At 43.4% G+C, this 18,724-nt stretch carries 22 protein-coding genes; 5 read left to right on the top strand and 17 right to left on the bottom strand.

Annotated elements, in window-relative coordinates:
- Positions 1-17: 17 nt before the first annotated feature.
- The 5 genes from glpE to ftsY all read right to left on the bottom strand — a co-directional run bounded on the left by glpE (position 18) and on the right by ftsY (position 4,734).
- Entirely contained in the window at positions 18-341 is a 324-nt protein-coding gene (glpE, locus tag SJY39_RS21595; RefSeq protein WP_010438714.1) for a thiosulfate sulfurtransferase GlpE, read from the bottom strand.
- A gap of 418 nt (positions 342-759) precedes the next feature.
- Positions 760-1,617, bottom strand: coding sequence for an RNA polymerase sigma factor RpoH (rpoH, locus tag SJY39_RS21590; RefSeq protein ID WP_010438716.1), 858 nt, complete (start codon positions 1,615-1,617; stop codon positions 760-762).
- 177 nt (positions 1,618-1,794) lie between these two features.
- On the bottom strand, positions 1,795-2,763 hold the full coding sequence (gene ftsX / locus SJY39_RS21585; RefSeq protein WP_016787988.1) for a permease-like cell division protein FtsX: 969 nt from the start codon (positions 2,761-2,763) through the stop codon (positions 1,795-1,797).
- Positions 2,750-3,427: a cell division ATP-binding protein FtsE gene (gene ftsE / locus SJY39_RS21580; RefSeq protein WP_004736585.1), complete on the bottom strand. Its 678-nt coding sequence runs from the start codon at positions 3,425-3,427 to the stop codon at positions 2,750-2,752. Before ftsE ends, ftsX begins: the two co-directional genes overlap by 14 nt.
- 77 nt (positions 3,428-3,504) lie before the next feature.
- Entirely contained in the window at positions 3,505-4,734 is a 1,230-nt protein-coding gene (gene ftsY, locus SJY39_RS21575) for a signal recognition particle-docking protein FtsY (protein WP_016787987.1), read from the bottom strand.
- A 230-nt stretch (positions 4,735-4,964) separates the two neighbouring features.
- On the opposite strand from ftsY, the gene rsmD reads away from it, so the two are divergent.
- On the top strand, positions 4,965-5,567 hold the full coding sequence (rsmD, locus tag SJY39_RS21570) for a 16S rRNA (guanine(966)-N(2))-methyltransferase RsmD (RefSeq protein ID WP_016787986.1): 603 nt from the start codon (positions 4,965-4,967) through the stop codon (positions 5,565-5,567).
- Positions 5,568-5,577: 10 nt separating this feature from the next.
- Positions 5,578-5,844 carry a DUF1145 domain-containing protein gene (locus SJY39_RS21565; protein ID WP_009848233.1) on the top strand — a complete coding sequence of 89 codons (267 nt, stop codon included), beginning with the start codon at positions 5,578-5,580 and terminating at the stop codon, positions 5,842-5,844.
- A 117-nt stretch (positions 5,845-5,961) separates the two neighbouring features.
- Here the strand turns inward: SJY39_RS21565 and SJY39_RS21560 are convergent, their stop codons facing one another.
- The 4 genes from SJY39_RS21560 to SJY39_RS21545 form a co-directional block, all read right to left on the bottom strand.
- Positions 5,962-6,546 carry a YhgN family NAAT transporter gene (locus SJY39_RS21560; RefSeq protein ID WP_010438728.1) on the bottom strand — a complete coding sequence of 195 codons (585 nt, stop codon included), beginning with the start codon at positions 6,544-6,546 and terminating at the stop codon, positions 5,962-5,964.
- A 215-nt stretch (positions 6,547-6,761) separates the two neighbouring features.
- Positions 6,762-6,998 carry a YecH family metal-binding protein gene (locus tag SJY39_RS21555; RefSeq protein WP_010438731.1) on the bottom strand — a complete coding sequence of 79 codons (237 nt, stop codon included), beginning with the start codon at positions 6,996-6,998 and terminating at the stop codon, positions 6,762-6,764.
- A gap of 90 nt (positions 6,999-7,088) precedes the next feature.
- The gene (locus SJY39_RS21550) at positions 7,089-7,709 is read right to left on the bottom strand and encodes a lysoplasmalogenase (RefSeq protein ID WP_010438734.1); all 621 of its coding nucleotides are present in this window, start codon (positions 7,707-7,709) and stop codon (positions 7,089-7,091) included.
- Between the two features lie 927 nt (positions 7,710-8,636).
- Entirely contained in the window at positions 8,637-9,011 is a 375-nt protein-coding gene (locus SJY39_RS21545; protein WP_010438737.1) for a hypothetical protein, read from the bottom strand.
- 244 nt (positions 9,012-9,255) lie between these two features.
- Here SJY39_RS21545 and SJY39_RS21540 point away from each other — a divergent pair, with 244 nt between their 5' ends.
- Positions 9,256-9,585, top strand: coding sequence for a DUF2500 domain-containing protein (locus SJY39_RS21540; protein WP_010438739.1), 330 nt, complete (start codon positions 9,256-9,258; stop codon positions 9,583-9,585).
- A 74-nt stretch (positions 9,586-9,659) separates the two neighbouring features.
- On the opposite strand, the gene SJY39_RS21535 is transcribed toward SJY39_RS21540, so the two are convergent.
- The 7 genes from SJY39_RS21535 to rhtB form a co-directional block, all read right to left on the bottom strand.
- Positions 9,660-10,673, bottom strand: coding sequence for an acyltransferase (locus tag SJY39_RS21535; protein ID WP_010438741.1), 1,014 nt, complete (start codon positions 10,671-10,673; stop codon positions 9,660-9,662).
- Positions 10,674-10,842: 169 nt separating this feature from the next.
- Positions 10,843-12,063: an organoarsenical effux MFS transporter ArsJ gene (arsJ, locus tag SJY39_RS21530; protein WP_010438743.1), complete on the bottom strand. Its 1,221-nt coding sequence runs from the start codon at positions 12,061-12,063 to the stop codon at positions 10,843-10,845.
- A gap of 97 nt (positions 12,064-12,160) precedes the next feature.
- Positions 12,161-12,670: a cyclin-dependent kinase inhibitor 3 family protein gene (locus SJY39_RS21525; RefSeq protein ID WP_016793354.1), complete on the bottom strand. Its 510-nt coding sequence runs from the start codon at positions 12,668-12,670 to the stop codon at positions 12,161-12,163.
- Positions 12,671-12,693: 23 nt separating this feature from the next.
- On the bottom strand, positions 12,694-13,695 hold the full coding sequence (locus tag SJY39_RS21520) for an ArsJ-associated glyceraldehyde-3-phosphate dehydrogenase (RefSeq protein WP_016768437.1): 1,002 nt from the start codon (positions 13,693-13,695) through the stop codon (positions 12,694-12,696).
- A 41-nt stretch (positions 13,696-13,736) separates the two neighbouring features.
- Positions 13,737-14,078: a metalloregulator ArsR/SmtB family transcription factor gene (locus tag SJY39_RS21515; RefSeq protein ID WP_010438748.1), complete on the bottom strand. Its 342-nt coding sequence runs from the start codon at positions 14,076-14,078 to the stop codon at positions 13,737-13,739.
- 99 nt (positions 14,079-14,177) lie between these two features.
- Complete coding sequence (locus SJY39_RS21510; protein WP_010438750.1) at positions 14,178-15,398, bottom strand: EAL and HDOD domain-containing protein; 1,221 nt, start codon at positions 15,396-15,398, stop codon at positions 14,178-14,180.
- 45 nt (positions 15,399-15,443) lie between these two features.
- The gene (rhtB, locus tag SJY39_RS21505; RefSeq protein ID WP_016787982.1) at positions 15,444-16,061 is read right to left on the bottom strand and encodes a homoserine/homoserine lactone efflux protein; all 618 of its coding nucleotides are present in this window, start codon (positions 16,059-16,061) and stop codon (positions 15,444-15,446) included.
- Between the two features lie 81 nt (positions 16,062-16,142).
- On the opposite strand from rhtB, the gene SJY39_RS21500 reads away from it, so the two are divergent.
- Positions 16,143-17,123 (top strand): alpha/beta fold hydrolase, encoded by a 981-nt coding sequence (locus tag SJY39_RS21500; protein WP_016790961.1) that lies wholly within the window; start codon positions 16,143-16,145, stop codon positions 17,121-17,123.
- Positions 17,124-17,309: 186 nt separating this feature from the next.
- Positions 17,310-18,137 carry a Cof-type HAD-IIB family hydrolase gene (locus SJY39_RS21495; RefSeq protein ID WP_010438760.1) on the top strand — a complete coding sequence of 276 codons (828 nt, stop codon included), beginning with the start codon at positions 17,310-17,312 and terminating at the stop codon, positions 18,135-18,137.
- Positions 18,138-18,224: 87 nt separating this feature from the next.
- Here SJY39_RS21495 and SJY39_RS21490 read toward each other — a convergent pair whose 3' ends face one another.
- Positions 18,225-18,692, bottom strand: a complete 468-nt coding sequence (locus SJY39_RS21490; RefSeq protein ID WP_016784004.1) for an EVE domain-containing protein — start codon at positions 18,690-18,692, stop codon at positions 18,225-18,227.
- Positions 18,693-18,724 lie beyond the last annotated feature (32 nt).

The following is an 18,724-nucleotide window of genomic DNA, read 5'->3' as shown; positions in this document are numbered from 1 at the left end:
GGCTAAAGTGCTAAAGGCTATAACCCAGCGATCACTGGAAGTTCAGCACGATGCCAAGCTTCAAAGCCACCATCAACACTATATACCTCTTCAAAGCCTTGGTTCACTAAATATTGTGCAGCACCTTGGCTACTAATGCCGTGGTAACACATGACTAAAATAGGTTGTTCGAACTCTACCTCATCCATGAACGACACCATCGTATCATTGGTAAGGTGATAAGCTGTCTTTGAGTGAGCCACCGCGAAAGACTGCGGGTCACGAATATCGACAAGTCTTGCTTCGCCTTGTTCTATAAGGGCTTGAGCGCTTTTAACATCGATATGTTTAAACTGGTCCATGACTTTCTCTTTTATGCTGATTTACTTTGCTGCCATTGTAACCTATCCCAAGGCTAACAATCACATCCACTTAATAAGGTTATCCACCAGCGATCACTTTTACACCGTTTGTGGATAAATCTGTGGATTGCGTGAATAAAGTGTTTTTTTTAAAATAGATCCACAACATGTAGTGATGATCCTGATCTAACTGTGGGTGTTATGAAAAATATCCCCACATCAAAAACCCTCACAAAGCCTTACTACACCCTGCTTTTAGACAACTGACGAATAAACTTCTCACAGAGTTATCCACAAAATCATTTTGCAAATTTCGATCGCAAAAGTTGAGAAATCGATCGAAAATAAAAAGGCCGAGATCTCTCGATCTCGGCCTTTTCAAATTCAGCTTATTTTACCGCTTCAGGCTTATCTGCCTTTAAAAGTCGCCAACAGCTTGCTTCAACTTCTTCATCGCATTCTTTTCTAACTGACGAACACGTTCTGCAGAAATGCTGTAAGTATCGGCAAGGTCTTGCAGCGTCGCTTTATTGTCATCTAACCAACGTGAGCGAACAATGTGTTGGCTACGCTCATCTAAGCTCTTCAATGCGAGACCTAAACGATTGTTGGTATGAGATTCCCAGTTAGCGGCTTCAACTGTCTCAGCAACATCTGATGCTTTGTCTTCAAGGTAATAAACTGGTGCAGTATAAGCAGAGCCACCGTCGTCATCATCCATAGGCGCTTCAAACGTAGCATCTTGAGCCGCTAAACGAGATTCCATTTCACGAACCTCTGAAGGCTCGACACCTAATTCACGAGCAACAGTCTCGACTTCACCATTATTGAACCAACCTAAACGCTTTTTAGACTTACGTAGGTTAAAGAACAATTTACGCTGTGCTTTAGTCGTTGCGATCTTAACAATACGCCAGTTACGCAATACGTACTCATGAATCTCAGCTTTGATCCAGTGAACAGCAAAAGATACTAGACGAACACCAACTTCTGGGTTGAAGCGCTTAACAGCCTTCATTAAGCCGATGTTACCTTCTTGGACAAGATCAGCCATTGGTAACCCGTAGCCAGAATATCCTCTTGCAACGTGTACCACGAATCGTAGGTGGGAAAGGATCAAGCCTTTCGCAGCATCGATCTCACCTTTGTAATGTAATCGCTCTGCAAGTCCACGTTCCTCTTCAGGGGTCAGCATTGGGTAGCTGTTCGCTGATCGGATATAGCTATCTAAACTATCTTGTGTGACTAAAGCCATTTGATACGCTTGGTTTGCCATTCGGTTCCTCATCAATCTCTGATCTGGAGTAATACATCTATTAAAACCCAACAATCTTGAACCTAAAATGAACAGGTTTCAAGGAGGGGGAAGTAATTATGCATAATCAATTCGTCTATACAAGGCTAAAACTGGTTAAGAAGTGCCTATTTTTCGTCTAATTATGACTCTATTCACCTAAACAGGTTCAATTTCTTTTAGGTGACGCTGCGCAGAAAGCTTCGCAGCCACGCTACCAAGCAGGGTTCCAACGATCAAAAGCAGTAAGGATTCATCCCAACTCAAGCCAATTAGGCGGAAGTGGCTGTCATAAAGCTGAGCTAAGTCATCTACTGCGCTGTTGAGCAATATGGTAATCAATGCCGTCATGATCCAAGCACTAATCGAACCTAAAACACCAAACCACATCCCTGCATAAAGGTATGGTCGGAGAATAAAACTGTCGGTCGCACCAATCAGCTTCATGGTTTGAATCTCTTCTTTATGCGCCAATACATTAAATCGCAATGTGTTACCGATAATTAAAAACACCGCGCCCAACATCAATACCGTTAAGGTAATCACGATGACAGCCGCTAATGCTTTGATCGCATCTAATCGCGCTAACCAATCTTCGTCTAAACGAACATCGGTCACTAATTCTTGTTGTTTAACTGTGCCTGCCAGTTCTTTAATTAGGGTATCGCTGTGTACGCTTGGTGTAATCACCAACACACCTGGCAGTGAATAATCGTCGAGGATGGTTAGGGCATCTTCAAAACCAGAATACTGGCTGAGGTCTGCAAGCCCTTGTTGCGGAGAGATGTACTCCACCAGCTCAACTTGATCCCAACTTTCGATTTCATCCTTAAGCACCATAACTCTAGGATCAGGAATGCCATCCTCTATATAAGCACTTATTTGTGACGGGCTAGTGACATCTTGCGCTACTTCACCAACATTTTTACCCAGTAGGTATAAACAAGCTGGCATCGCCAAAGCCATTGAAATAACCGCAAGCGTCAGCAAGTTACCCAAAGGTCGTTGCCACATTTGCGTGAAAGATGATTTTGCTTGCTTCCAATGAATAACAAAAAAGCCGTCACTTGAAGCGCGGTTTGCTGCTCGGTTAGATTGAGGTTTCTTGATACGCTTATTCGCGGCCATAGTCTTCAACCTCGCTCAAAAATCCTTGGTTTAATTCAAGGTGACGATATTGAGGGCGAGTGTTTACTAACCCGATATCGTGCGTCGCTAGGATAATGGTGACGCCCGCGCGGTTAAACTCTTCAAAGAGTCGCAACACACGGTTAGACAATTCAGGATCGAGGTTACCTGTGGGTTCATCCGCTAACAGCAGCGTTGGACGGTTAACCACGGCGCGAGCAATACCTACTCGTTGCTGTTCACCACCAGATAACTGACTTGGTAGGCAACGCGCCTTATCAAGTAATCCGGTTTTATCCAACGCAGCACTAACTCGACGTTTTATTTCGTTTTCAGAAATAGATTCAATACGCATAGGCAGAGCGACGTTATCGAAAATCGAGCGATCCATCAGCAGGCGGTGATCTTGAAAAACAATCCCAATATTACGTCGTAAAAAAGGAATGTCTTTGGCTGGAATCCGAGTGATATCGTGATCATTGAACCAAACACGGCCATCAGTCGGACGCTCAATAGCACAGATCAACTTCAGCAAGGTACTTTTACCAGCTCCAGAGTGACCACCCAAAAAAGCCATCTCTCCACGTTTAAGATGAAAATCCACTTTTTGGAGCGCTTGTCGCCCACCTCGGTAGGCTTTGCTCACTTGCTGAAATTTGATCACCGAAAATTCCTCTTACGATCACTCATATCAAATTTAAAACGGTAGCAGGTTAAGGATAAACCACTTTGCTACGCGCGTTACTCTTCACGACTAAATAGTGCTTCAATAAAGTCTTTCGACTCAAACGGACGCAAGTCGTCAATACCTTCACCCACACCGATGTAGCGGATTGGAATCTGGAACTGATCCGCGATTGAGAAAATCACACCACCTTTTGCAGTGCCATCTAACTTCGTTAGCGTAATACCCGTTACTGGTGCAACTTCACTGAACAGCTTTGCTTGGCTGATAGCATTCTGACCAGTACCGGCATCTAGTGTTAGCATGATTTCGTGTGGTGCAGAATCATCAATCTTCTTCATTACACGAACAATCTTGCGTAGCTCTTCCATCAAGTTGCTCTTATTCTGCAAACGACCTGCAGTATCTGCAATCACAACATCAACACCACGAGCTTTCGCTGCTTCAATCGCATCGTAAATAACAGACGCACTGTCAGCACCAGTGTGTTGAGCGATAACGGGAACATCATTGCGCTGACCCCAAACTTGAAGTTGCTCAACCGCTGCTGCACGGAAGGTATCACCCGCAGCAAGCATCACTTTCTTGCCTTCACCTTGGAACTGTTTAGCCAGTTTGCCGATAGTGGTTGTTTTACCGACACCGTTCACACCGACCATTAAGATAACGTAAGGTGTTTTTGTTGTATCAACCACAAGAGGCTGTTCAACTTGGCTTAGGATATCGGCCATCTCTTCTTTGAGCAGACCATATAGAGCTTCACCATCTTTTAGGTCATTGCGAGATGCTTTTTCTGTTAGGTTTTCAATGATTTTTACGGTGGTATTCATACCCACGTCAGCAATCAGAAGTTGCTCTTCTAGCTCTTCAAATAGATCTTCATCGATTTGCTTACCTTTAAATAAACCAAAGAAGCCAGCACCAATATTGGCTTTGGTGCGACTAAGGCTACGCTTAAGGCGTGCAAAAAAGCTTTCTGTCGGCTTTTCTTGTACTTCTTCAACCTTAGCTTGAGGAGCTGCCACTTCTTCCTGCTCTGCTTCTACTTCGACAGATTGCTGCTCTTGTTGAATCTCTTCAAGCGCTTGCTCAGGTTCAACTGACTTAGATTCAATTGGCTTAGCTTGTTCAGCTTCAGGCGCGACCTGTTCAGCCTCAACTTGTGATTCAACTTCAGTTTGATCTTCAACGTTTTCTACGTTCGCTTCATTCTGAGTTTTTGGGCTTTGTTCTTCTTCACCAAAACCAAGCCACGATAATAATCCGCGCTTCTTTTTTTCCGTCATCAGAGGAGTTTCCTAGATCTACTAATTAGCTGTATTGACTTAATACACGTCGACTCTTTGCTATTGTTATACAATACAAGCTTGTATAAACGAATAGTAAAGAAAAATGACAAAGCAGTGATAAGTTTGCTTTTAGCTTGATACACTTTGTCATTGTAAATTTATTTAATACACGAACCCACTTAAATTGGGCTCGGTATAGTATCACTTTATTAGCGGTCAAAAAATCTATGGTAAGACGTCGCCAGCAAAACACATCACAAAAAAAGCCATCCGGAGGCTTTGTTCGAATTATTAGTGGCTCGTGGAGAGGTAGAAAACTGCCCGTTCATGATTTAGAAGGATTACGCCCAACCATTGACCGAGTAAAAGAGACACTCTTTAACTGGGTGGCTCAAGATATCCCACATTCAACTTGCTTGGATGTATTTGCCGGTTCTGGTGGTCTAGGTTTTGAAGCCGCTTCTCGCCAAGCAAAAATGGTGACACTGCTCGAAATGAACCAAAAGGCAGCTAAACAGCTTTCTGATAACGCGAAAGAGCTTAAGGCAGACAACATCAATGTCGTGAATACTGATGCTATCTCTTTCCTTAAGAAGCCTGGCACTCCTTACGATATGGTTTTCCTTGATCCACCATTTCGTAAAGGCTTGCTGGCAGAAACAGTACAACTGCTTGAGAGTAATGGTTGGCTTGCAGACAATGCGATCATTTACGTTGAAACAGAGAAAGAACTGAAACTCGAAGCTATGCCAGATAACTGGGAATTGCATCGCGATAAGACCACTGGCCAGTCTAGCTACCGACTGTTCAATCGAATCACTGAAGAATAGGAGTTATTGAATGAAGTTCTTGCTTCCACTAGCAAAAGCAGCCATCGCCTTTGTTTGGTTTATCTTAATCGCCAATATTTTCTACCCATTCCCGGGTAATGCTGCGATTGCGCTTTATATCATGACAGCATTTTTGTTCTTCATGCACGGCCTGCAGATGCTGATTTTCATCGGTGCTTTTGGCGATAAGATCGAAATGTCACGTTGGGAGAAATGGTCAATACTGATTTTCGGAGTCTTTGCCCTACTCGATATCCGACGCAAACACATGATGTAATCAAGCTTAAGCTCAGATACAAAATACTGAACTACAGAAAACATCATGACAGAAACAGTCGATACAAAAGCGCCGCTCATTTGAGCGGCGTTTTTTTATTCATCGTTGATACTGATGTTAGCCCATGTAGCCCTTTACACCATCTAGGAACATTTGCGTCGACAGCATAACCAGCAACAAGCCCATCAAGCGCTCGATGGCTTTAAGACCTCTCTCTCCCAGTACTCGCAGGAAGAAGCCATTAAACATCAGAATAAAGAAGGTCGCGCCCCAAGCCAGCATCACAGCAGCTGAGAGCTCTAGCATGTTGTCAGGATGCTGGGTCGACAACAGAATCAATGCCGCAATCACTGACGGGCCTGCAATCATCGGAATCGCCATAGGCACAATAAACGGCTCTTCACCTGCCGCGAGGCCTGTAATACTACCTGCGCTTGGGAAAATCATCTTAATCGCGATGATAAACAAAATAATACCACCTGAGATACTCAAGGTTTCAGGTTGTACGTGCAGGAAGTTCATAATGCTTTGTCCAGCAAACAAGAACAACAGCAAGATAATCAGTGCAAACATCAGTTCACGAACAAGAACAATACGGCGACGCTTCGGATCGAGGTGCTTAAGGATAGAGAGCACAATTGGTAGATTACCAAGCGGGTCCATAATAAGAAACAGCATGGTTGCTGCAGATAAGATTTCCATAAGTTGGTCTCGAAAAGCGAAGGTGCGCGGAGTATAACAGCCTCACATTGATTTTCGAACACAGTAGTTGGCATCGTTAAGAGGGAATTTACAGAGGGAAGTGATACGGAAATAAATATAGGAGTGGAGTCAAAACCTCTCATCCACTCGCCCAATATCTGAAGATCAAAAGACTCTGAAACCAAAAATATCTAAAACTCAGTACCTACTAAAGATCAATGATTACACACGCGCTCGCGATTGGTACAAAGCTTGTTATCAACAATCACGACCTTTTCCATCTTCAGAAAAAACTTCAACAAAGCATCCAAATCTAGACCGTCTAGCTTACAAGTGTGAAAGCGAGCTTTTGCTCCATACGTCAGAGCCAGTTCTTGTGTCAGCTCTTCACGAGTCAGTGGTTTTTCACTAAGCAAATTTAAAACGTTGTGTGCGTGAATTTCGATAGTCATAACTCAATCTCATGTTTAATGAATTAAGCGTAGAGTACAGACTTTCAACAAGGCTGCCTTGATGTAGCTCAGAATTGAGTAAGCTCTACCCTAAATGGTCAGAGATGCCACAATAAGTGCATGTGCAAATAAATAACTGCCCGTCACCCAAAAGTAAGCACCTTTGATTGGGCTACGATAACAGTTCAGTGCATAAGCCAATGCAGAAAGCAGCAACACACTACAGCCAGCAAAGCCCACCGCATGGGACAGTTTAGGATCAAGCAACCAAACCTCACCAGAAGCCCATGCCAGCTGAATAAGCACCATCCCCATGATAACAACAGGAAAGACAAGTTTATCTAAGCGAGGCAATAATAAGAAGAAAGCAACAATACATGCCGCTAACAACAAAGCGAACAGCCACCAGACCATTTCTCCTGACAACTGTAACCAAAATGCTTTGCTATAACAAAGTTGAGCAACCAAGAAACAAACAAAATGTAGAGAACGTTTTTGAGTGAAAGTATGAAGAACATCTGCAATCGCAGAGATAGCCAGTCCAGCCACTACCCAATAGGTAAAATCAGCAACAACAGATTGAGTTAAAGCAATGATCGCTAATAATACAAAGGTAAAAACCTTATACGATAAGGCCTGACCGATATGTCCATGTTTCGTTCCTGCTATTACTCCAATACCAGACAAGGAAACCGCTAACCAACTCCACATATCATTTACCCTATTGCTTTAAAACGTCGCCAGTCTAGGCACACGAGTGTTGATGTAAAGCCTAAGCCTTTCAAAATTGGATCTTGATTACGCTTCCACTAAAAAAGCACCTCTTTCCCCCAAGCAATAAGAAATCCCTTAGCTCTCATTGATATTTGTTTAAAACTAGAACACTTTCATACAAAACCTCTTTAAAGCTCGACTCCAGCCCTTCAACTTGTCATTTGGACAATTCTAGTCTAACGAAACTGTCAAAAATGAGCAAAAACCGGCTAAAATCATGATATTAAATACAAACCAAAAATAAATTAAGCAATCAAAAACAGCAACTTAAAACAAAAAAACAAAAATAAAACAGGAAAACAAAAGGCCAAGTAGCACTAGCCCACTAAAGTAAGAGGTTTGCTTTGATTTAACGTCTAATTGTCAGAACAATCCTATACCTATGTAAAAACTACCACTTAAAACCTAACAAAAAATAGAAAATACAGCCAAAAACAACCTGGACATACCCAACCCCTATTAATACAGTTTAACAACTTTTAACAATATCAATTACACAATACACCACAACAAAAACAACAACTTAAATACAATAAGAACAAACATGAATCACAACGAACAAAATAAGAACACACCAAAAAATACAGTTAAATCGAGATTTACAACTTAAAAACTGGCACTTTTCTTCTACTTTTAAAGCTTTCGAAAGTAATACTTGATCTAAAGCCATAAGTAGTGCTATTCTTTTAAACATAGCGAGAGACAACCAAATTTAGGAGTAGTGTTATGATTTCATCTTCGCAAAGACAAGGACTTGTAATGATCGCGGTAGTTGTAGGTCTAATGACACTACCGATGATGTACTAAGCAAGTTACAGATAAAAAAAGGGACGCCATGAGCGTCCCTTTTTTTGTTCAGATTTTTCACTTCGAAAACAAATGTAATGTTAATACATCCCAGTTCGCATAATAGAAACCAGCAGCAGCCAAAGTCATTACCATCATCAGTAAGATCGCAACTCGCCAAATAAAACGACCGCTACGAGGTGTCAGTTCCTTCTCACAGTCGTTACACATCATTATAAATTTTTGCTGGTCTTCCAGCTGAGCCTCATGTTCATTCACTACCTTGTTACGACACGTTGCGATATAACGCAGCTTGATTACCATATCGTGCGGTAGCCTTTCTTCACAGCTTGTTACAAGCTCATGCAATCCTTCGCCTTCAGCGTGATATTGAAGTCTCAATAATTTTTCTATATTGCGAGTTCTATTCACCACTTTTTCAATATCGGTCATCTTGGCCCTCCCACTCCACACTATAATTCTAGTCGAGCATTTCCTTATTCTTATACAAAATCATTGTTATTTACGAGAGAAAGAGACAATAAATAACAACGCTTTATCCCAAACTAGCCATTAAATGTGATATCAGCCGAAAAATAATCAGCTTGGCTTACAACACTTCACGAATAACGGCTTCAAACACATATCCCTATTGCTTGAAAGACTAGAATAACCATCACGACTACATGGAGGTTATATGCCTAATTCACTCTTTTTTGCCATCTTTGCACTCGCCGGTCTAGCAGCTTGGGTATTTCTTGGTTTCTATCGAAAACACACGCAAGGTGAAAATGCGCCAGAAAAGAAAGTGAATGTCACTGTGTTAGACAAACAATCCATCGATCTTCCTGACGCCGAACCGGGCCAAGAAGATCAAGAATACTGGATTTACGTTCAACGTGGGGTTGTTGGTCCGAAGCGAGAATTCCAAGTCGGTATCCACTATTTCCACGCACTTAATCCTGGTGATAAAGGAACCTTAACTTACCAAGGCGATAAATTTTTGCACTTTGCTTTGAAACGCTAGTCATAAACCGCCTCAACCATCTGTCATCAAAGCAAGCCAAGCACAGTTCGCAAGAATAGCCTTAGTACTAATCGCTAAGGTAAAAGCCAACGTGTCTTCTCTGACTTAGATACTAACCAGCTCATCCATAAAGCCCCTGCACCACTAACCACGATCCATAATGGAATCACCCAAGCAGGATGTCCTTGGAACCAACCGAACTCTTTCATTGGCCACAAAAAGATAGGATGCAGCAGGTAAATACCTAAACTGTGTTTACTGATAAAACCAACCACTTGATTGCTCTTATCAGATAAACCCTCTCCGTAATAACGACACAGCATGAACACCATGCTTGCAGCTAATACCGTATTCAATGTTTTGTAAGATAACCAACGACCTACCGTGTATTCCTCAGCTATCAGGCTTGCATCAACCACCATGTAGACCGTGGTTAGTAATGCTAACCCACCAAGTAAAACACTCACACCGACCGTCACCTTGTTAAGCGGAACGATTTTATACAGCATATACCCCAAAGGTAGGTACCCAGTGTAAAGCCACAGCTCGTGACTCCATGGGCCATCTATCCTGAGTAAGAACAACAAAGTGGTAAATAGCCACACTGCAGTGAAACCATAAACCGCTTTGTCCCCATACTTTCTAACCATGATCTGTAAGAAAGGAATCACAAAGTAGAGCGGGATAAAGTAATAGAAGAAACCAAGATGGTAGTACGTGTAGTGATGGTAACTATTGAGCAAAATATCCCAACTCACATCAGCATCAAAACCCATCGCAGACCAACCAGACAGGTAGGTATAGAAAAGCGACCAGACAATGAAAGGGATCAGTACCTTGCCCAATCGACGCTTAAGGTAGTATTTCGCATCAAACGGGCGTTGGTCACTGAGCATCAGGGCACCAGTAATCAAGATGAACACCGGCACCGCCCAGCGGCTGAAACTGTTCACCGTGATGGCGGTAAGCCATTCGCCGAAAGGAATGGTGTTCAATTCATTACGATAAGGAGCCAAAACATGAATCGCGATAACCGCTACGGCCGCGACACATCGTGCTAAATCAAAAAAGAGAATTCGCTGCTTCATGTAAATGCCTGATTAATATTCAATCATTCTACTATAGCAATAAAAAAGCTGACCGGAATAAATACCAAGTCAGCTTAGTGTTAAAGGAGAGGCTTATCGCGAATTAAGTTCATTCGACTTTAGGCTATACAAGCCTCGCTCTTACGACTAAGACTCATGCGGCTGAAGCTTATGCCGCTGAGATTTGTGGCACTTTCGGTAAACGCAAAGAGATCAGTGTCGTTATCGCTAAGAACGCGAAGGAGACCCAAAGACACGCAGACAAGCCGGCCATTTGGAAAACCAAGCCTGATAATATCGTACCAATCAAACGGCCCATCGCATTCGCCATGTAGTAGAAGCCGACATCAAGCGACACACCATCGCCTTTCGCATAACTCACAATCAAGTATGAGTGCAATGATGAGTTCACCGCGAAAACGGCACCAAACACCATCAAGCCACCGATGATCACTAACTCTGGTTGCCAGCCAATTTGCACCGCATAGGCAATACCAGCGGTCACAATAGCCAACGCCCCCGCCCACAATAGCGCTGCATGGCCATCAGGTACCTTACCTTGCGCTTTACCGGTAATCTTTGGTGCAATGCCCTGTACAAAGCCGTAAGCGATGGTCCAAGCCGCTAAGAAGCCACCAACCCATGAGTGATCCCAACCAAACACGCTGCCTAGATAAATCGGCAGAGCAATCACAAACCACACATCACGAGCACCAAATAGGAACATACGCGCAGCCGATAAGATATTGATGGATTCAGATTTGGAGAAAATCTGTTTGAACTTGGGTTTAGTTTTCGCTTTCCCCATGTCCGCTTCTAAGCTCACCAAACTGCCAATGAAGACCAATGTCAGCACAGCAGCCATCGCGAGCACAGCGTACTGGAAACCAATCATCGAAAGCAGTAAACCACCGATAAAGAACCCGGCACCTTTCAGTGCATTCTTAGATCCGGTTAGAACCGCAATCCACTTATAAAGCGCACCTTGCTGTTCATCAGGGACTAAAGTTTTGATTGAGCTCTTGGCACTCATCTTATTGAGGTCTTTAGCGATACCAGACAACGCCTGCGCCGCCATTACCCAAGGGATGGTCAACATTGCGCTTGGCACCGCGAGCATACTCAAGGCGACAACCTGCATCCCTAAGCCGATATTCATGGTTTTATTGAGGCCAAGACGCGCCCCTAACCAACCACCGATTAGGTTAGTCACTACACCAAAGAATTCATAAAAAAGGAACAGTGAGGCGATCTCTAACGAACTGTAGCCAAGGTCATAGAAATACAGAACCACCAGCATACGAAGTGCACCATCCGTAATGGTGAAATTCCAATAGTTGAATGTCACCAACATATATTGGCGAACGCTCTTACTTAGGTTTGAAAACATAATGCTATCTCTGCAATCTAAACAAAAAGAGCTTTTGGATCATGATAAGTTCAACACTCCAGATACCAAAAGCTCCTTGTATAACAACCATGGCTTATTAGCCGTTCGCTACGCCATTAATGTACTCAATCTGGATCGGTTTAGTGAAGGCGCCCGGACGAAGTGATTGTACTTCTTGAACAATCTTACTCAGATCCCAACTCTTCTCTAACAGCAAGTGTGCAGCAAGCAAGCCAGTACGGCCAGAACCGCCCATGCAGTGCATTGCTACCTTGCCGCCGTTATCCACCACTTGGTGTAGCTCAGGGCTAGCCGCCTGCCATTTCGCAGCAAAATCAGCACCCGGAGCACAATCGTCTTCGATTTCGATTTGGAACCACTGCATGCCTAGTACTTGCGCTTTCTCGCCTAGCTCAGATACGTTCTTGCTCGCCAGTTCTTCACTGTCTAGAGCCGTCACAATCGCTTCCACGCCTTGTGCTTTCAGTTGCGCTAGAGATGCATCTAAGTCAGCACCTTTTGTACCTGGACATGGAGTAAGCACTAACGCACCAGTTTCTAAATCTAGTTGCCATGTTGGATGTACTTGAGAGTTTGTCATCGTCATCTATCTCTTAAAAATCTTGTAAATTAAGCCAGACCAACAGTACGAACTAGCTCAGCAGTACGTGTTGCGTAGCCCATCTCGTTGTCGTACCAAGCGTAAATCTTGACCATGCGCTTACCCACTAACATGGTTGATAGTGCATCCACGATGGTTGAGCGTTGGTCACCTTTGTAATCGATAGAAACCAGTGGACGCTCTTCAAAACCAAGAATGCCTTTAAGTTCATTCTCAGACGCTTCTTTCAGCATCGCGTTAACATCTTCGGCTGTGGTGTCTTGCTTCACTTCAAAGATGATATCTGTCAGAGAAGCATTCGCTAGTGGTACACGAACCGCGTGGCCGTTGATGCGGTTTTCAAGCTCTGGGAAGATCTCAACAATCGCTTTAGCGCTGCCTGTCGTTGTCGGGATAAGACTCATACCACATGCACGAGCACGACGTAGGTCTTTGTGCGGCGCATCTAATATAGTTTGTGTATTGGTTAGATCGTGAATAGTGGTAAAGGCTGCGTTCTCGATGCCTAACTTCTCGTTAATCACCTTCACAACAGGCGCAAGACAGTTAGTAGTACAAGATGCAGCTGTCACAATCTTATGTACCGCTGGATCGAAGATAGCGTCATTTACACCAACTACGATGTTGGCGACACCGTCTTCTTTCACTGGAGCCGATACCACAACACGCTTCACGCCTTGCTCAAGATATTTATTAAGGAAAGAGGTTTTACGGTGAACACCAGTCGCTTCAAGAACAACATCACAACCTGACCAATCAACAGCATCAATATCGCGTTCTTGAGTCGTCTTGATACGCTGTCCATTGACGATCATCTCATCGCCTTCAACATTCACTGCGTGGTTCCAGCGGCCTTGAACAGAATCAAACTCAAGCAAGTGAGCCAATGTCGATGTATCGCCAGCAACATCGTTAATCTGAACAAACTCTAGCTCAGCCCAATCGAATGCGGCACGAAGTGCTAGACGGCCGATACGGCCAAAACCATTAATACCTACTTTAACTGTCATTGTGTGTTCTCTCAGTCAGTGGTGAATCTAAAAATATTCAATTAAACGCAACATTGAGGGCGTGAAGTTATTGCTTCTAAACGCTCAATATCTTGCTGGTATTCCGTTTTCAAACAGTTCGATGCGATAAGGTCATCAATTAACTTGAGCATCCAACCGGGTAAATCTTGTGACAGACGATAAAACACCCACTGCCCTTGGCGAACATCCGTCAAAATACCATTTGAGCGCAACTGCGCTAGGTGACGGGAAATCTTTGGCTGACTTTCTTGTAATGCTTGAGTCAACTCACCAACAGAAAGGCATTCATTGCGCACAATCAGCATTAAGCAACGCACTCGCGTTTCATCAGACAGTAATTTAAAAAATTGGTGAGGAAGCATAATTACATACTCATATATGGATATGCATATATCTTAATTATAAAAAAACGCACGTCAAGGCGTGCGTTTCAATTGTCATTAAAGTTTAACAAAGATAAATCAAAGCTGGTTAGTAACGGTATGGCTCCAGCGTCGCGCTTCGGTAAGCTCTGTTTTTACTTGCTCGACATTAAGTCCTAGATCAGCGCAATGCTCATCAATTTGTTGCCAATCTGCATGCTCAAAACTCTCTTCAAGTGCCAGTAGAGTCCCGTATGGCCCTTCTCTTCGAAGCAAAGCAACCTTGATACTTTTACACAACGGCAACTGCTCTACGAGATTCTCTAACGACAGATCAAGCAGCGCATCAAGCAATGAAAACAAACCAATCATAAACGCCTGCTCAGTGTGCCCTGCAAATGCCTGGTAACGAGACATGCGCTGGCAAAATTGAGCACGCTGTAAAGACAGGCCATACAACTCTTTTGGTTTTTTATCAGAGACATAAGATGCCACCGCCAACGAGACAAACATTTTCAGTTTCTCTTGCCCCAGATACACTAAGGCCTGACGGAACGAAGAAATAGTCACCTCAAGACGAGGCGACATGGTGTTTACAAACCGCAGTAACTTATAAGATAAAGCGACATCTTTCGCGACAATGCTTTCAACACGTTGGAAGTCGACGTCCGGTTTACACACCTCTTGAAATAACTCCATGGCAATCACTTGCTCTGGGCTAATATACTTGGTCTTGATGATTTGCGGCTTACTAAAGAAGTAGCCTTGGAAGAACTTAAAACCGGCCTCTTTCGCTTGCTTGAATTCTTGTTCGGTTTCAACGCGTTCAGCAAGAAAGCTAAACTTCTTCCCTTGATGGGCTTTAACCAAATCACACGCCTCATCCAAACCCATTTGCATGATATCGAGCTTAACGATGTGCGTATACCTCAGGAAGCGTTCCCATTCAGGCGTCGATGTAAAATCATCAAGAGCAATCATGTAGCCAGCTTGGTAAAGCTCTTTTACCGCATCTAATAACTCATCGGTTGGTTTACAGGTCTCGAGGATCTCTACCACCACCTTGTCTTTCGGTAAACTTAAAGGAAGTCGACGAATCAGGCTTTGGTATGGGAAATTGATAAAGCAGCGCGAAGATGAGATCGAAGGGTTAAGCCCTACCGACAAAAAGTTTTCAACAATCAGACGATACGTTGCTCGATTAGACTCAATATGCGCTGGATAGGCATTCCTCTCTCCATCGCGAAACAACAGCTCATAACCGAGCGTGTTCTTGTTACGATTTAAGATAGGTTGTCGAGCAACGTACGTAGCGGTCATTTATTGATAACTCTAATTGATTTAACTATAACTCTATTACTTTCATTAAGCTTTGGCAGCAGCTAGCAAAGCGCCGCAACCCATGAACATACCACCAAATATTTTATTTATCTTACCCATTATGCGATCAGAGCGAATAAAACGTCCCATTTGTGAAGCTAATGAGGTGTAACCCAACATAACAACGCTATCAATGAATACCGTTGTCACACCGAGGACTAACAGTTGTGGTGCTTGAGGTTGTGTCGGGTCGATAAACTGAGGAAACAGAGCCACTAAAAACACGATAGATTTCGGGTTAGTGAGATTAATAAGCACAGCATTTCTAAGTAACTTACTACTCGATAGCGTAGAGCTCTCTTCTGAAGCCACCAAGTTAGAGTTATCACGCCATTTTTGAATGCCCAACCAAACCAGGTAAACTACACCAACCCATTTGATAATGGTGAATGCCAGCGCTGATTTTGCCACTAATGCACCGATACCCGCCCCCACCAACAAAATGTGGAATGCAAGGCCAAGCTGTAAGCCTGCGATCGACGCAAGTGACTTCTTAGTGCCATAACTAAGTCCATTACTGATCGAGTTAACGGTACCTGAGCCCGGAGCCAAACTAAACAATATCGCAGTGACGACATAAGCAAGCCAAACATGAGTATCCATTTGCATTTCCTTACTAGTTCTTTAATCTAACAACATTAGTAGCAATAAAGCTCTCACATGCATCAGTTCAGGTAATTTCCCATGGAAAACCACAGTGAAGCCCCGTTTTCTTACACGCAAGAACCTCAGTTCGAACAAGCGATTAAACACCCTATCCCCACCCTTTGGCAACAACGAAAAGATGGGTATCTAACAACATCTGGCAAAAAGAAGCTGTACTGGTGTAGCTTAACCTCACCAACGCACACCAAAGCCATTGTTATTTCAAATGGCCGCATTGAATGTTGCTTGAAATACCAAGAACTCTTTTATGATTTCTATCAGCAAGGCTATGACGTTTATTCATTTGACCACCAAGGTCAAGGCCAGTCTGAACGCATGGTAACAGACTCTGACATTGGTCACATTCATGAGTTTGATGATTACGTTTCAGATATGTCTGACGTCATTGCCAGTTTTGATCTAAGCCGATATTCCAATTGCTACCTGCTCGCACACTCAATGGGTAGTACTATAGCTACTCGATACTTGCAAACTCATCCAGCTCACCCGTTTGACAAAGTCACCCTGTGCGCTCCAATGTTTGGTATCAACACCGAGTGGTATTTTAAACCTATCGCGATGCTCGTTGGACAAGCGTTAACGGCTTTTCACGCTAAACCAACGTATGCTCCGGGCCAACAGGCCTATTATTCAAAGCCTTTTGAAAACAACCTACTAAGCCACAGTAAGGTGCGTTATCAGTGGTTTCGTTGCCTGTATGACGGCTCCCCCTCTTTGCAGGTTGGCGGACCAAGCACACGCTGGGTATGGCAAGGGTTAATGGCCGCTAAACAGGCGATACAACAAACTCGTCAAATAAAAATCCCGCTGTTATTGATTCAGGCAGGGGAAGAAAAAATTGTCAGTAACGATGCTCAAGTAAAATTCATCAATAAATTGAAGAAAACCAACTCAGATTGCATGTTTAAGGTCATTGAAGGATCTAGGCATGAAGTATTGTTTGAACAAGATGAATACCGTAATCAAACACTAGACGCCATCAATCAATTCTTTGCTTAACGAGGACGATTAAGAGGGCAAGCCTTTAAGAATTGAGGTGCTAAAGAGGAAGAGAAGTAGGCGAGCTTTGCCCTCTTTTCTTACGCAAATTTGGCATACAATTTCCAAGTACAGATATTGTAGTTAAAGAGAATACTAGCGTTAGCTAGTGTCGATTTTAGTTAAGCATTTTGCAATGAGGGTTAAATGACTATTCCTGCACTAAAAGATTCCGTGAAAATTGTTGCCTCCGATTTAGATGGTACGCTGTTAGCGCCAAACCATCAGCTCAGCGACTTTACTAAGCAGACACTCACGAAGTTACATGGACAAGGTTATACCTTTATCTTCGCTACTGGCCGACACCATGTTGATGTTGCAGGCATTCGTAAACAAACAGGCATCCCCGCTTACATGATCACCTCGAACGGCGCGCGTGTGCATGATCAAGACGACAACCTGATGTATGCCAAAAACCTGCCAGTGGATCTTGTACAAAGCGTAGTTGATGTTCTCAAACAAGACCCTGAGATCTTTATTCATATCTACATGAACGACGAATGGTTGCTAAACCGTGAAGACGAAACCATGAAGAATTTCCACGATCAAACTGGTTTTACATACCGACTGTATGACGTCGACAATGCGCCGACCGAAGGCATTGCTAAAATCTTCTGTACTCACCCAAATCAAGAACATGAACACCTTGTTCCGTTCGAAGATAAATTGAACGAGCAGTTTGGTGACAAGCTGAATATCGCATTCTCAACGCCTTGGTGTTTAGAAGTGATGGCAGCAGAAGTGTCTAAGGGTGATGCGCTACAAGCCGTTGCACAATCTATAGACCTAGAACTTGAGAACTGTATTGCCTTTGGTGATGGCATGAACGATGTCGAACTCCTTTCAATGGCTGGAAAAGGCTTAGTGATGGGTACATCGCATGAGAAGGTCCTCAAAGCTTTGCCACACAATGAAGTGATTGGCAGCAACGCCGACGATGCGGTTGCACACTACTTAGAAAAACATCTGCTCTAACCTTGTCTCGTCGAAGCCATCTTAATAAATAAAAAGGCAGCCAACTGGCTGCCTTTTTGAACCTTACGTAAAAAGCTCTCTCTAACGCTATCGAGAATCTAGCACTTCTTTGCTTAAGATTGCCTGCCACTCTTGTTCGGTAACCGGCATGATAGATAAGCGATTACCGCGCTTCACCAATGGCATCTCTGATAGTTCAGGCATGGCTTTAAGCGTTGCTAAGGGAATCAAGCGTTCAGTCACTCGAACAAACTCGACATCCACCATTATCCAGCGCGGGTTATCTGGTGAAGACTTAGGATCGTAGTAATCACTCTCTGGGTCGAACTGAAAGTGGTCTGGGTAGGCTTCTCTGGTTACTTTGGCGATCCCTGCTACGCCAACTTTCTTACATGATGAATGGTATATCATCACTAGGTCTCCAAGCTTAACTTCATCGCGCATCATGTTTCGAGCCTGATAGTTGCGTACACCCTCCCAACAAGAGGTTTTTTGTACTCTCAGAGTCTGAATAGAAAAGGTGTCAGGTTCTGTTTTAAATAACCAATATGCCATAATAAATCCAATTAACGGTTGCTCCGAGGAAG

The organism is Vibrio sp. R78045 (assembly GCF_042466085.1).
GTDB classification, from domain to species: domain Bacteria; phylum Pseudomonadota; class Gammaproteobacteria; order Enterobacterales; family Vibrionaceae; genus Vibrio; species Vibrio cyclitrophicus.
This window is presented reverse-complemented; position numbering and strand designations above follow the sequence as displayed.

Excerpts from the sequence above, each read along its gene's own strand:
- SJY39_RS21525 (WP_016793354.1), bottom strand. The coding sequence starts at position 12,670 with ATGACGATGACAAACTCTCAAGTACATCCAACATGGCAACTAGATTTA.
- SJY39_RS21540 (WP_010438739.1), top strand. The coding sequence starts at position 9,256 with ATGCCTAATTCACTCTTTTTTGCCATCTTTGCACTCGCCGGTCTAGCA.
- SJY39_RS21555 (WP_010438731.1), bottom strand. The coding sequence starts at position 6,998 with ATGACTATCGAAATTCACGCACACAACGTTTTAAATTTGCTTAGTGAA.
- SJY39_RS21550 (WP_010438734.1), bottom strand. The coding sequence starts at position 7,709 with ATGTGGAGTTGGTTAGCGGTTTCCTTGTCTGGTATTGGAGTAATAGCA.
- arsJ (WP_010438743.1), bottom strand. The coding sequence starts at position 12,063 with ATGTTTTCAAACCTAAGTAAGAGCGTTCGCCAATATATGTTGGTGACA.
- ftsY (WP_016787987.1), bottom strand. The coding sequence starts at position 4,734 with ATGACGGAAAAAAAGAAGCGCGGATTATTATCGTGGCTTGGTTTTGGT.
- rsmD (WP_016787986.1), top strand. The coding sequence starts at position 4,965 with ATGGTAAGACGTCGCCAGCAAAACACATCACAAAAAAAGCCATCCGGA.
- rpoH (WP_010438716.1), bottom strand. The coding sequence starts at position 1,617 with ATGGCAAACCAAGCGTATCAAATGGCTTTAGTCACACAAGATAGTTTA.
- SJY39_RS21490 (WP_016784004.1), bottom strand. The coding sequence starts at position 18,692 with ATGGCATATTGGTTATTTAAAACAGAACCTGACACCTTTTCTATTCAG.
- SJY39_RS21565 (WP_009848233.1), top strand. The coding sequence starts at position 5,578 with ATGAAGTTCTTGCTTCCACTAGCAAAAGCAGCCATCGCCTTTGTTTGG.
- SJY39_RS21510 (WP_010438750.1), bottom strand. The coding sequence starts at position 15,398 with ATGACCGCTACGTACGTTGCTCGACAACCTATCTTAAATCGTAACAAG.
- glpE (WP_010438714.1), bottom strand. The coding sequence starts at position 341 with ATGGACCAGTTTAAACATATCGATGTTAAAAGCGCTCAAGCCCTTATA.
- SJY39_RS21515 (WP_010438748.1), bottom strand. The coding sequence starts at position 14,078 with ATGCTTCCTCACCAATTTTTTAAATTACTGTCTGATGAAACGCGAGTG.
- SJY39_RS21535 (WP_010438741.1), bottom strand. The coding sequence starts at position 10,673 with ATGAAGCAGCGAATTCTCTTTTTTGATTTAGCACGATGTGTCGCGGCC.
- SJY39_RS21560 (WP_010438728.1), bottom strand. The coding sequence starts at position 6,546 with ATGGAAATCTTATCTGCAGCAACCATGCTGTTTCTTATTATGGACCCG.
- SJY39_RS21500 (WP_016790961.1), top strand. The coding sequence starts at position 16,143 with ATGGAAAACCACAGTGAAGCCCCGTTTTCTTACACGCAAGAACCTCAG.
- rhtB (WP_016787982.1), bottom strand. The coding sequence starts at position 16,061 with ATGGATACTCATGTTTGGCTTGCTTATGTCGTCACTGCGATATTGTTT.
- SJY39_RS21545 (WP_010438737.1), bottom strand. The coding sequence starts at position 9,011 with ATGACCGATATTGAAAAAGTGGTGAATAGAACTCGCAATATAGAAAAA.
- ftsX (WP_016787988.1), bottom strand. The coding sequence starts at position 2,763 with ATGGCCGCGAATAAGCGTATCAAGAAACCTCAATCTAACCGAGCAGCA.
- SJY39_RS21520 (WP_016768437.1), bottom strand. The coding sequence starts at position 13,695 with ATGACAGTTAAAGTAGGTATTAATGGTTTTGGCCGTATCGGCCGTCTA.
- SJY39_RS21495 (WP_010438760.1), top strand. The coding sequence starts at position 17,310 with ATGACTATTCCTGCACTAAAAGATTCCGTGAAAATTGTTGCCTCCGAT.